We start from the raw sequence: 12,357 nt of genomic DNA, 5'->3' as shown, positions 1-12,357 counted from the left end.
TCATTCCTCTCCGCACCCCGTGAGCCGTGCGGCTCCCGGAGCCTGGAGAACGACGGCACCTCGTGGACGGTGACGTGCCGGGGCGCGGGCGGATCAGGCGATGCCTCCGTTCGCGCGCAGCACCTGGCCGTTGACCCAGTGGCCGGTCGGGCCGACCAGGAAGGACACGACCGAGGCGATGTCCTGCGGTGTGCCCAGGCGTTCCAGCGGGGGCTGGGCGGCCAGGCGGGCGACGGTCTCCTCGTCCTTCCCGTCGAGGAACAGGTCGGTGGCCGTCGGTCCGGGCGCGACGGCGTTGACGGTGATGTCCCGGCCGCGCATCTCCCGGGCGAGGATCAGCGTGAGGGCCTCGACGGCGCCCTTGCTCGCCGCATAGGCGCCGTATCCCGGGAACGACAGTCCGAGGACCGACGTGGAGAAGTTGACGAGCGCTCCGCCCGGCCGCAGCCGGCGCGCCGCCTCGCGGTCGACGACGAACGTGCCCCGGATGTTGGTGCGGTGCACGGCGTCGAGTTCGTCCAGGTCGAGGTCGGCCATCGGCGACAGGGCCATCCGGCCGGCCGCGTGGACGACGGCGTCGACTCCGCCGTACGTACTCTCCGCGAGGTCGAACAGGGCGCTCACGTCGTTCTCGTCGGCGACGTCGGCGCGGGCCGGGAGTGCGGTGCCGCCGGCGGCCTCGATGGTGCTGACGGCGTCCTCGGCGGCCTCCTTGTTGCCCGCGTAGCCGACCACCACGGCGAATCCGTCGGCGGCGAGCTGCTGGGCCACCTGACGGCCTATGCCGCGCGAGCCGCCGGTGACGATCGCGACGCGCGGGCCGGTGAGGGGGTGGTCGGACGGAGGCGTGCTGGGCTGACCGGTCATGGCGGTTCCCTTCGTAGCGACGTTACGGTCGATTCGTATCGACGGTATCACGGGATCGTAGCGATGTTAAGTGGTGCTCGTAACGCCGCTACGAATGGCGTACCGTGAACGCATGGACGCGAGAGAGAAGATCCTGGACGCCGCCACGGAACTGCTGGCCGGGGCGCCGGCCGCCGATGTCTCGACGCGCGCCGTGTGCGAGGCCGCGGGCGTGGGGGCGCCGATGCTCTACCGGCTCTTCGGTGACAAGGCGGGGCTGCTCGCCGCGGTGGTCGACCGGGGATTCGAGGAGTACCTCGCCTCCAAGCGCGCCGCCCGCCCCAGCGCCGACCCCGTCGCCGACCTCAAGCGCGGCTGGGACAACCACATGCGGTTCGCGCTGGACCACCCCAACCACTACCGCCTGATGTACTCGCCCGAGCTGACCGCACCCCCCGCCGCCGCGAAGGAGGCCCACGCCCTGCTGCACGGCGTGCTGGAGCGCTGCGCGGCGGCCGGACTGCTGACCGTCCCCCCGGAGGCCGCCACCCGGGTCGTCATGGCGGCGAACGTCGGCGCTGCCCTGTCCATGCTCACCAGACCCGAGCAGTACCCCGACATCCGCTTCGCCGCCCGGCTGCGCGACTCGGTGATCGACTCGATCACCCGCCCCGCGGGCACCGGCGAACCGCGCGACACCGGCCCGGGGAACGCTGTACCGACGGCGGCGGCCACCCTCGCGGCCCGGCTGCGCGCCGAACCCCCGCATCAGCTCACCGTGGTGGAGGCGGCCCTGCTCCAGCAGTGGCTGGGCACCCTCGCGGAACCCGGCGAGCCCCCGGCCTGAGCACGTGTGACAGTCGAACACCCGCCTCTCCGCCCGTAATTACCGTCCCGTAGGATCGCCCGGCACACCACCCGAGGAGGAAGCGTGCCACGGTCCCAACGCTCGCCCCTGCTGCTCGCCGGTCTGCTGGCCGCCGCCGGCGTCACCCACTTCGTCGCGCCCCGCCAGTACGACGCGATCGTGCCGCGCGCACTGCCGGGCACGCCCAGGACCTGGACGTACGCCAGTGGTGTCGCCGAACTCGCGCTGGCGGCCGGGGTGGCGCTGCCGCGCACCCGGCGGGTCGCCGCGCTCGCCACGGCGGGCTTCTTCGTCGGGGTGTTCCCGGCCAACGTGAAGATGGCCGTCGACTGGCGAAACCGGCCCGCACCCCTGCGGACCGGTGCCATCGCGCGGTTGCCGCTCCAGGTGCCGCTCGTCCTGTGGGCACGCAGTGTCGCGAAGAACGGAGAGGGCCGGTCATGACACGCAAGGTGAACGTCGGAGACAAGATCGAGGACTTCGAGCTGCCCGACGAGAGCGGAGCGCCCAGGCGGCTGTCCGAACTCCTCGCCGACGGGCCGATCGTCCTCTTCTTCTACCCCGCCGCCCTGACGCCCGGCTGCACCGCCGAGGCCTGCCACTTCCGGGACCTGGCCGCCGAGTTCGCCGCCGTCGGCGCGCGACCGGTCGGGATCAGCGGGGACTCGGTCGACAAGCAGCAGGAGTTCGCGCAGAGCCACACGCTCGGCATGCCGCTGCTGTCCGACACCGACGGGACGGTCCGTGAGCTGTTCGGGGTGAAGCGCGGCTTCTCGATGATGCCCACCAAGCGGGTCACCTTCGTCATAGCCCAGGACCGCACGGTCCTGGAGGTGGTGACGAGCGAGCTGCGGATGAACACCCACGCGGACCGCGCCCTCGACGCGCTCCGGGCCCATCAGGGCTGACCTTCCTGCCCGGGGAGTCGCCCGGCCGTCCCTCCCGTCCGGCGGAGGGACAGGTTCCGCGGACTCGCCGTGCCGAGGTGGTTCATCTGGGTTGATGCCAGGGAGCCCAGGGACCATCCTGGGGCGTATGAAACAAGTCGCCGCCGCGGTGATCATCGATGCCCGAGGCATGGTGACGGGATGGAGCGAGGGCGCCCGGCGGTTGACGGGACACACGGCCGAGACCGTCGTCGGACGCCCGGCCGCCGCACTGCTCGCCGAGCCCCTGCCGCCGACGGCGCTCACCGAGCCGACCGGAGTGGTCGTACTCCGCCACCGGGACGGCCACCGCGTCGAACTCGCTGTCAGTGCCTGCCCCGTACTGGGCGAGGACGGCGACGTCCAGGGATTCGTCGTCACCGCCCTCCCCGAACCGACGGCACCGGAGCCGCAGACGACCGCGCAGGGGCCCGCCCCGCTGGAGCGGGCGATCCGCCAGGCCTCCGTGGCGATGTCCGCCTTCGACACGGACCAGCGCTACCTGTGGCTCAACGCCGCCGCCTGCGGCCTGATGAAGGCCGAGGAGCAGGCCCTGGTCGGACAGTTCTACGCGGACGTGAACTTCGTGCCCGACGACCGGATCAGCGAGGGATTCCTGCTCAACCTGCGCGAGGTCACCCGCACCGGCGTCCCCGTGCGCTACGAGACCTTCGGCATCAACGCGGACGACGGCCGCGAATACGCCTGGAGCCTCGAAATGTGGCCGGTGCGCGACGACTCGGGCGCGATCACCTCGGTGGGCATCGCCGCGTTCGACAGCAGTGAGGAGCACTGGGCGCGGCGGCGGCTCGCCCTGCTCAACGAGGCCGCGACCACCATCGGGACCACCCTCGACGTGGTCCGCACCGCCGAGGAACTCGTCGAACTGGCCGTGCCCCGGTTCGCCGACTTCGTCAGCGTGGACCTGCTCGACTGGGTGCTCGGCGCGGACGAACCCCCGACAGCGGCCGACGAGATCGTGCTGCGCCGGGTCGCCCACGGATCCGTCACCGAGGGCACCCCCGAGGCAGTCATACCGCTGGGCGCGAAGGACGTCTATCCGCCGTCCACCCCGCCCGTGCGGGCGATGGCGGAGGGCCGGGCGCTGCTCGGCCGGGCCGGCGAGCAGGCGTTCGACGAGTGGGTGGCGGAGCGCAACGCCCGCGAGCCCGTCGGCCGCCCGTACCGCAAGGGCGTCCACTCCATGGTCACCGTGCCGCTGCGGGCCCGCGGCACCACGCTGGGCGTCGCCGTCTTCCTGCGCATCGCCCGCCCCGACCCCTACACCGACGACGACGTCGTCCTCGCCGAGGAACTGGCCAGCCGCGCCGCCGTCTGTGTCGACAACGCCCGCCGGTTCGCCCGTGAACGCACCACCGCGCTGGCCCTCCAGCACAGCCTGCTGCCCCGGGGACTGCCCGGCCAGGCGGCCGTCGAGGTCGCCCACCGCTATCTGCCCTGCGGCTCGGTGGCCGGCATCGGCGGCGACTGGTTCGACGTCATCCCGCTGTCCGGCAGCCGTGTCGCCCTCTGCGTCGGCGATGTCGTCGGCCACGGCATCCAGTCCTCCGCGACCATGGGACGGCTGCGGACGGCCGTACGGACCCTCGCGGACGTCGATCTCCCGCCGGACGAACTCCTCACCCACCTCGACGACCTGGTCACCCATCTGGCCGACGAGGAGGACGGCGACGACATCGCCGAACTGGGCGCCACCTGCCTCTACGCCGTCTACGACCCGGTCTCGCGTCGGCTGACCCTCGCCTCCGCGGGACACCCGCCGCCCGCCGTCGTACCGCCCGGCGGTGTCCCCGAGCTGATCGAGGTGGCGGCGGGACCGCCGCTCGGCGTCGGCGGCCTGCCCTTCGAGGCGACCGAGCTGAAACTGCCCGAGGGCTCGCTCCTCGCCCTCTACACGGACGGGCTGATCGAGGACCGCGACCGGGACATCGACCACGCCACCGCCGAGTTGTGCCGCGCCCTGGACCTGCCCGGGGCCTCGCTCGACGCCGTGTGCGACGCGGTGCTCAAGGCCGTGCTGCCCGAGCAGCCGGGGGACGACGTGGCCCTGCTGCTCGCCCGTACGCACGCGCTCGGCGCCGGTCGGGTGGCCACCTGGGACCTCCCGCAGGACCCCGCGCACGTGGCCGTCGCCCGCCAGGCCGCGATGGAGCAACTGGCCGCCTGGGGGCTGGAGGAGGAGGGCTTCGTCACCGAACTCGTCGTCAGTGAACTGGTCACCAACGCCATCCGGTACGGCGAACCGCCCATCCAGCTCCGGCTGATCCGCGACCGGGCCCTCATCGTCGAGGTCTCCGACGGCAGTTCGACCTCGCCGCATCTGCGCCGGGCGCACGCCTACGACGAGGGCGGCCGCGGTCTGCTGCTCGTCGCCCAGCTCACCCAGCGCTGGGGCAGCCGTCAGACGGGCACCGGCAAGACGATCTGGGCGGAGCAGCCGCTGCCCGCCGAGTGACCTCCGTGGCCGGTCCGGTCCGATGGCCGGTCACTCGAAGTCGCAGCCGGGGTTCGGCGCGTCCTCCGAGAAGGGCGAGCCGTGCGGCAGCACGTACAGGACGTCCAGTACGAGGGGTTCGGTGCCCAGATTCCGGCCGAGGTGGACGTCCTCGGGACCGCCCGGCTCGCTGAGGGCGCTGCCCTTCGGATACACGCCGTCCGACGCGCAGGTGGCGTCGAAGTGGCTCAGGGTGCCCTGTTTGACGACGGCGTACACCGGGCCGTCGTGGTAGTGCCAGCCGGTGGCCTGACCTGCGGGAATGGTGATCTCGCGCAGGGTGTAGTCGGTGTCGCCGATGGTCTTCTGGGCGATGATCACGCCCGAGACTCCCGGGCCCGGCGGCGTCGCCTGGGCGGTGCTGCCGACGAGGACCGCGGCGACGGTGACGGCTCCGGCCGTGGTGGTGCGAAGCAGGTTGCGCATGGTGGGGGTCCCCTCAAGGGCGAGAGTGTGAGCGCGTCCATGACATCTCAGGGTGACCTTAAGGGGCGGTGCGGTCGGCGGAAAGGGGGGATGGGAGGGGTGCCCGGTGGATGGGGCGCGCCGGTGACTGCCCGTCCGTCACGGACGGGCAGTCACCGGCGCAGGGCGGGCGGCCGGGGTGGTCAGGCCCGTTCGGCCACCGCCCCGGCCGGAATCTGGGCCTCCGCCGCCGCTTCCGGCCGTGGGTGACGCGGAATCCCCAGTGCGCACACCGCGCCCGCGAACACCACGACGACGCCGACCCACACCGCCGGGTGCAGTCCGTCCACGAACTGCTGCGGCGAACCCGTGCTGCCGTGCGCCACGAACACCGTGCTCAGCACGGCGATCCCGAGGGCCCCGCCGATCTCCCGGACGGTGGTGTTGGCGCCGGACGCCTTGCCCGCGTGCTCGCGGCTGACCGAGCCCAGCACGACGGCCGCCGTCGGCGCGAACACGAAGCCCATACCGATACCGGCCACGATCATCGGCCCGACCATGGAGGGGTACGCGGTGTCGGTGCCCGCGACCAGGTTGATCCAGCCGAGCCCGACGCCCTGGAGGAAGAGGCCGAGCGCCATCAGCCGGCCGCCGCCCACCCGGTCGGTGAGGAGGCCGGCGACGGGGGCGACGAACATCGGCATCAGAGTCCAGGCCAGGGTGCGGACGCCGGCCTCGAACGGGGTGCGCGGCGGCACGATCTGGAGGTACTGGGCGAGCAGGAAGAGGGACCCGAAAACACCGAAGTACATGGTCGCCGAGACGATGTTGGTGAGGGTGAACGCCCGCACCTTGTAGAAGGACAGCGGCAGCATCGGCTGCGGGACCCGCGCCTCCCAGGCGACGAACACCGTCAGCAGCACCGCACCCGTGGCGAACGCGCCGAGCACCTCGGCGGAGGTCCAGCCGTCCGTCTCGCCGTTCACGATGCCCCACACCAGCGCGAACAGGCCGACGGCGGCCAGCACCATACCGACCAGGTCGAGACGGACCCCCGGCAGCGAGCTTTCGCGGAGCGTCAGCAGGATCAGCGGCACGGCTACGACGCCCACCGGCACGTTGATCCAGAAGATCCACCGCCAGTCCAGCCCGTCGACCACCGCGCCGCCCACCACCGGGCCCATCGCGACGGCGAGCCCGCTGACTCCTGACCACAGACCGAGCGCCAGCCCGCGCAGCCGGTCCGGGACTGCCTGCGAGAGCAGGGTCAGCGACAGCGGCATCACGGCGGCGGCGCCGAAACCCTGCACGGTGCGGAACGTGATCAGCTGCGCGCTGGTGTCGGAGAGGCCGCAGCCGACCGAGGCCAGCGTGAAGACGACGATGCCGACCACGAAGACGGTGCGGCGGCCGAAGCGGTCACCGAGCGCGGCTCCCGTCATCAGCAGACAGGCGAAACTGAGGACGTAGGCGTTGACGAACCACTGGAGCTGCTGGGTGTCCGCCTCGAGGTCGACGGCCAGGGTGTGCAGGGCGGTCGAGACGACCAGGTTGTCGAGCGCGACCATGAACATGGGCACGCTGCACGCGACGATCGCGAGCCACAGCGGCACACGCCGGCCCTCGGCCGACGGTGCGCCGGCCGAGTCCTCCAGGGCCGGGTTCTCTTCGGACAGGGTCATGGCGGGGGAGTCTCCTAGGGGAGGGGAGTGGCTGATCCAGTGATCCGGCGGTGGGGTGGTGGGGCCGTGGGACGGACGGGTAGGCCGGGTCAGGCGGCCGGGGAGCCGCCGTCGGCGTCCGCGCGCTCCTGGGCTGCCAGCCGGTCGCGTGCGTCCGACCAGTCGATGGGCAGGCCCGCCGACGGTGTCTCCCAGAAGGTGAAGACCGAGCGGTCCATCGTGGAGCGCAGACCGCCCATGATCGACTTGTGGGGCTCGGTGCGCGCGTACGTGTACAGGGCCTGCTTGTCCTCCCAGGCCGACAGTGTCCAGAACGTGCGCTTGAGCGGTTCGGCGATCAGTGAGGCGCCGTACGCGCCGGGCGCGCTCTTCACCTGCTTCCATGCGGCGAGGGACCGCAGGAAGAAGCGGGGTACGTCCCTGAGGGAGCGGACCTCGAAGCGGGACGCCATGACGTACGCCGTCGCGTCCGGAGCGGGCTTGTCGACCTTGGTCCAGGGCAGGGTGGGCATGGCTGCGGCCTTCTTCTGAGAGGCGGTCCGAGAGGCAGGGTGAAGCCGAGGCATCCTTGGATACCTCCACTATCCATGTTAGACAGTAGAGGTATCCAATGACCAGAGCGGAGCCCGACCGATGCGTATGTCCGAGCTGAGCCGCCGTAGTGGTGTCTCTGTCCCGACGATCAAGTACTACCTCCGCGAAGGTCTCCTCCCGGCCGGCCGCCAGCTGTCGGCGACGCAGGCCGAGTACGACGAGAACCACCTGCGCAGACTGCGGCTGATCCGCGCGCTGATCGGCGTACGCGGCCTGTCCGTCAGCACGACCCGGGAGGTGCTGGGCGCGCTCGCCGAGGACACGGCCGACACCCACCGTCTCCTCGGACTCACCCTCGGGGCGATCCAGGTGGCCGGCGAGACGGAGCCGGACTCCCCGGAACCGGCCGAAGTCGACGCGCTGATCGAGAAGTTGGGCTGGAACGTGCACGGGTCCGCGCCCGCCCGCGCCACCCTGGCCGAGACCCTCGCCTCGCTGCGCACCCTCGGCTCACCACTGGACTGGCGGGTGCTTCTGCCGTACGCCCGCCTTGCCGAACAGACCGCGGTCCTCGACCTCGACCAACTGGAAGGGATCGAGGACCCGTTGGAGGTCGCCGAGCGCGCCCTCCTGCTCACCGTCCTCCTGGAGCCCGCGCTGATGGCGCTGCGACGCATGGCCCAGGAGAACGAGTCGGCGAGGCGGCACGCGGACGGGACGGCCGACTGAAGTGCCTATCCGGCCAGTTCGCGGAGCAACTGGGCCGCCGCCTCCTTGCCCGCCGAGAACGCGGCCTCGTGCGAGCCGATCTGGTCGTGGTACTGCTGCTTGGAGTGGAAGTACGAGCCGCACAGCTTGACCCGGGGGCCCTCGTTGACCTCGTAGACGGTCTGCTGGGCGCGGCGCATCGCCATGTCGAGGACCGGGTGCTCGTAGGGGAAGGTGCGGATGACGGTGTCCTCGGCGACCGGCAGCGGGTAGTCGAGGGTGACGAAGTAGTCGGTCTCCGACTCGAAGCCGTGCAGCTTGTTCATGTAGTAGGCCACGTACGTGCGCGGCTGCCCGTCCAGCGTCACCTTCCCGTAGTTCCACGCCTCCCAGCGGGACCGGTCGGCCGGCATCACGGACGGATCGGTGTGCAGGACCACCGTGGAGGCGTTGTAGCGCAGCGGTGCCAGCAACTCGCGCTGGCGGTCGGTGGGGTTCTCCAGCAGGGCGCGGGTCACGTCGGCGTGCGTGGCGAGGACGACGTGGTCGAAGCGCTCGGAGCCGGTGGCGGTACGGACGGTGACCCCGTCCTGGTCCTGGTGGACGCCGGTCACCGGCTCAGAGAGGCGTACCTTCGGGTCGATCGCGGCAAGTGCCTTGCGGACGTACGAGATCGAACCGCCGCCGACGGTCCGCCAGTCCACGCGTCGGCCGCCGAGGCCGCTCTCGTCGTGGGCCATGAAGAACGCGATCACGGTCGTGGCCGGCATCTCCCAGACCAGTTCGGCGGGCACCGACCACACCGCGCTGCACAGCAGGATGAAGTAGCCGTACCGGAACTCCTGGCTGTAGCCACCCCGGTCGAGGTACTCGCCCATCGGCAGGTCGGTGCGCTTGCGGAAGAAGTCCCGGCGCCCCTCCTCGTGGAACCGGCGCGCCTCGCGCCAGATCGTGTGGAACGCCTCGGGGTAGCGGGCGCGCACCTCCTCCTCGGGCAGATCCATCTCCTCGCTGCCGTACTGGGTGCCCTCGGTCAGGTCGAAGAAGTTGAAGCCACTGAGCAACTGCTTCGATTCCACGCCGAGTTCGTCGAAGAAGCCGCTGAGGTTGGGGTAGGCGGGGCGGTTGAAGACGACGAAGGCGGTGTCGATACCCAGGACCCTGCCCGCGTCCTCCACCTCGACGGTGTTGGCGTGGCCGCCGTAGTGGTCCTCGCGTTCGAACAGGGTGATCTCGGCGTGCTCGCGCAGGGCGTAGGCGGCGGACAGGCCGGCGACACCACCGCCGACGACGGCGATGCTGGGCTTGGCGGACATCGGGGCTCCTTGGGGTCGGGCGGTCGGTGAGTCGGTCAGTCGGTGAGGGTGGTGGTGATCAGTCCGCCCGGGGCGCCGGCCTCGACGGCCACGGCGACCACATGGCCGGGGCTCGTGTGGATCAGGTCGAACTGCCAGTGCTCGCCCGTCGGTTGGGGTTCACCGGTGTCGTAGAGGCGGATGCGTCCGCCGGTCAGGCCGGTGAAGGTGATCGTGGACAGGTCCCGGAGCAGGCCGGTGCCGAGCGCCTTGAGGTACGCCTCCTTGAGCACCCAGTAGGCGGCGATGTGGCCGGGGCGTTCGGTGTCCGGGACGGTGGTCAGCTCGGTGCGTTCCCGGTCGGCGAAGAAGCGGGGCAGATGTGCGACCGCGTCGGCGCGTGCCGGGGAGCGTTCGGCGTCCACCCCGCAGGCCCGGCCGGCGTCGGTGACCACGCAGGCGGTCAGGCCGTCGGTGTGGGAGAGGTTGAAGCGCAGCCGGTGGTCCGTGGACGGCTCGGGTTCCGGTCTGCCGTCCGAAGTGGTGCGGAAACGCCAGAAGTTGAGGGGTCGTCCCGTGCGGGCGCTGAGTGCGTGGCGCGCCAGCAGTCGGGCGGCCAGTCGGCGCTGTTGCTCCGGCGGTGCGATGACGCGTTCGCATCGTTCGCGCTCGGCCGGGCCGAGCAGGGCCGGACCGCCCGTGCGCGCGATGAACGACTCGGCGGCCGAGTCGGGCAGCAGCCACAGGTGGCGGTCGGGGTTCGGCATCGGGCCCGCCGGTCAGAGTCCGGCGGCGGGCAGGTCGCCGCGCTCGGCGAGCGGGAACTCCCAGTACGAGAACAACCGGTTCCCCCGGTGCAGTTGGCGCAGCACCCGCATCACGTCGTCGACCACGGCGGCGTCGGTCACGGCTTCGTGAGGGCGCAAGTGCCGTCCTACGCGCTCCAGTTGGAGGAGAAGCAGTGCGCCGCTGGGCAGTGGGGCGTCCAGTGCGGCGGCGGAGTGGACGTGGGTGTGCAGGCAGGCGGCGGCAGCGTGCAGGAGGCAGTACTCCTTGGCCAGGTCGAAGAGTTCGGCGGACTGGCCGTACTCGCGGCCGAGTGACGCCTTGAGGGACTTGACCCGCTCCCTCAACGAGTCGGCCCCGGCGAGGAGTTGCTCCGCCGTGTCCGCCGCCCGGGTCAGCCAGTCCCGTTCGTCGGGCTTGGCCTCCTCGGACAGTCGGCGCAGCCGTACGAGTGCGGCGGGAGCGGCGAGGAGGGCGTCGTCGCGGCCCCGGCTGTACAACTCCTGGTCCCAGGGCCGGTACAGCGGCAGCTCGCGGTCGATGCCGAAGAGGACAGCCGCGCGCTCGGCGGCCTCTTCGCGCAGCGCCCGGTCGGCTGTGGCGGCCGTGGTGAGGAGTCCGTCGAGCTGGAGCGCGATGTTCTTGAGGTTCACGACGGTGTTGCCGTCGGCGAAGTTGGCGACCGGCAGATCACGCAGCATCTTCTGGTGGATCGCGTAGTGCGGATGGTCGCGCAGATAGAAGCGCGCGCCGAGGACGACATTGAGCTGGGCGAAGGTGCGCTCCAGGAGGGTCGGCACGAAGTACTTGACGACGGACGACCACACGCTGGTCTGCTCGGGTACGACCTGGAGGGCCCGCACCGCGCCCAGGCTGACCGCGTCGGCGACCATCAGATCCGCGAAGCACTCCACCAACTGGCGGCGGGAGTACGGGACATCGGTGACCGTGCGGCCGAAGACCGTCCGTTGCTCGGTGAAGTCGAGCGTGACACGCAGCCCCGTGTCCACGGCGGAGAGAGCGATACCGCTGATGAGAGCGCGAGCTGTCTGGGAGGTTTTCAGCGCGATCTCCAGGCCCTGCCCTTCGCGGCCGATCAACGCGGAGTCCGGCACGAAGACCCGGTCGAGGCGGAAACCGCTCATGTCGAGGCCGCGCAGTCCGTGCATGCGCTCGCGCGGCAGCTCGTCCACGGTCCCGGCGGGGGCCTGCCGTTTGTCGAGGACGAAGACGGAGTAGCCGCCGGGGCCGCCTCGAGGGTCGGTACGGGCGTGGATGCTGAGACCGTCGGCGACCCGGCCGTTGCCGATCAGCCACTTCTCCCCGGTGAGGAGATAGCCGCCGGCCGTCTTCTCGGCGGTCATCTCGTTGGCGAGCAGATCACTGCCGTGCCGGCGCTCGGACAGGCCCCAGGCGTAGCGGGTGCCGCGCTGGACGGCGTCCACCATCGCCCGCTTCTGGGCGTCGGTGCCCGCCACCCAGGCCGGCATGAAACTGAGGCTGGTGATGATGAACGCGGTCGCGGTCGTCGGGTCCCGGCGGGCGATCAGCCGCATCAGGTTGAAGCCGATCTCCACGTCGCCCGCCTTGCCGCCCTGGGCGCGGGGGAGCGAGTGGTCCAGCGCGCCCCAGCGCTGGAGAAGGTTCACGAACTCGTAGGGATAGTCCTCGCGTTCGTCGTATTCGAGGACGCGGGTGTACGGCATACGGCTGGTGGGGTCGTGCGGATCGCCCAGGTGGCGTTCCAGCCGACCGGCCAGTTCCGTGAGGTCCGACTTCGGCACGGGGTGTC

At 71.3% G+C, this 12,357-nt stretch carries 12 protein-coding genes; 5 read left to right on the top strand and 7 right to left on the bottom strand.

Translation table 11 applies throughout. The features are described from left to right. Positions 1-93: 93 nt before the first annotated feature. Positions 94-867 carry an SDR family oxidoreductase gene (locus OG787_RS02330; protein WP_369035710.1) on the bottom strand — a complete coding sequence of 258 codons (774 nt, stop codon included), beginning with the start codon at positions 865-867 and terminating at the stop codon, positions 94-96. Between the two features lie 112 nt (positions 868-979). Here OG787_RS02330 and OG787_RS02325 point away from each other — a divergent pair, with 112 nt between their 5' ends. From OG787_RS02325 to OG787_RS02310, 4 genes are all read left to right on the top strand, one after another. After that, entirely contained in the window at positions 980-1,693 is a 714-nt protein-coding gene (locus tag OG787_RS02325; RefSeq protein ID WP_405534137.1) for a TetR/AcrR family transcriptional regulator, read from the top strand. Between the two features lie 84 nt (positions 1,694-1,777). After that, a complete protein-coding gene (locus OG787_RS02320) occupies positions 1,778-2,158 on the top strand; it encodes a DoxX family protein (RefSeq protein ID WP_369035708.1) in 381 nt (126 codons plus the stop codon). Continuing rightward, positions 2,155-2,622, top strand: a complete 468-nt coding sequence (locus OG787_RS02315; protein WP_369035707.1) for a peroxiredoxin — start codon at positions 2,155-2,157, stop codon at positions 2,620-2,622. The genes OG787_RS02320 and OG787_RS02315 overlap by 4 nt, the downstream gene beginning before the upstream one ends. A gap of 127 nt (positions 2,623-2,749) precedes the next feature. Then, positions 2,750-5,116 carry a SpoIIE family protein phosphatase gene (locus OG787_RS02310; protein WP_405534136.1) on the top strand — a complete coding sequence of 789 codons (2,367 nt, stop codon included), beginning with the start codon at positions 2,750-2,752 and terminating at the stop codon, positions 5,114-5,116. A gap of 30 nt (positions 5,117-5,146) precedes the next feature. Here OG787_RS02310 and OG787_RS02305 read toward each other — a convergent pair whose 3' ends face one another. The 3 genes from OG787_RS02305 to OG787_RS02295 all read right to left on the bottom strand — a co-directional run bounded on the left by OG787_RS02305 (position 5,147) and on the right by OG787_RS02295 (position 7,754). After that, the gene (locus OG787_RS02305; RefSeq protein WP_405534135.1) at positions 5,147-5,581 is read right to left on the bottom strand and encodes a cupin domain-containing protein; all 435 of its coding nucleotides are present in this window, start codon (positions 5,579-5,581) and stop codon (positions 5,147-5,149) included. A 182-nt stretch (positions 5,582-5,763) separates the two neighbouring features. Continuing rightward, on the bottom strand, positions 5,764-7,242 hold the full coding sequence (locus OG787_RS02300) for an MFS transporter (RefSeq protein WP_405534134.1): 1,479 nt from the start codon (positions 7,240-7,242) through the stop codon (positions 5,764-5,766). 89 nt (positions 7,243-7,331) lie between these two features. Next, the gene (locus OG787_RS02295; protein ID WP_405534133.1) at positions 7,332-7,754 is read right to left on the bottom strand and encodes a DUF3291 domain-containing protein; all 423 of its coding nucleotides are present in this window, start codon (positions 7,752-7,754) and stop codon (positions 7,332-7,334) included. 121 nt (positions 7,755-7,875) lie between these two features. Between OG787_RS02295 and OG787_RS02290 the strand changes: the two genes are divergently transcribed. Then, a complete protein-coding gene (locus OG787_RS02290; protein WP_405534132.1) occupies positions 7,876-8,505 on the top strand; it encodes a MerR family transcriptional regulator in 630 nt (209 codons plus the stop codon). Between the two features lie 5 nt (positions 8,506-8,510). Here OG787_RS02290 and OG787_RS02285 read toward each other — a convergent pair whose 3' ends face one another. The 3 genes from OG787_RS02285 to OG787_RS02275 are packed head-to-tail and all read right to left on the bottom strand — an operon-like array spanning position 8,511 to position 12,349. Beyond that, on the bottom strand, positions 8,511-9,800 hold the full coding sequence (locus OG787_RS02285; RefSeq protein WP_405534131.1) for an NAD(P)/FAD-dependent oxidoreductase: 1,290 nt from the start codon (positions 9,798-9,800) through the stop codon (positions 8,511-8,513). Between the two features lie 35 nt (positions 9,801-9,835). Beyond that, positions 9,836-10,546: a 4'-phosphopantetheinyl transferase family protein gene (locus OG787_RS02280; protein WP_405534130.1), complete on the bottom strand. Its 711-nt coding sequence runs from the start codon at positions 10,544-10,546 to the stop codon at positions 9,836-9,838. A gap of 12 nt (positions 10,547-10,558) precedes the next feature. Continuing rightward, positions 10,559-12,349 (bottom strand): acyl-CoA dehydrogenase family protein, encoded by a 1,791-nt coding sequence (locus OG787_RS02275; RefSeq protein ID WP_405534129.1) that lies wholly within the window; start codon positions 12,347-12,349, stop codon positions 10,559-10,561. Between the last annotated feature and the right edge of the window lie 8 nt (positions 12,350-12,357).

Origin of the sequence: Streptomyces sp. NBC_00075 (assembly GCF_045041225.1) — a bacterium.
Taxonomy (GTDB): Bacteria; Actinomycetota; Actinomycetes; order Streptomycetales; family Streptomycetaceae; genus Streptomyces; species Streptomyces adonidis.
This window is presented reverse-complemented; position numbering and strand designations above follow the sequence as displayed.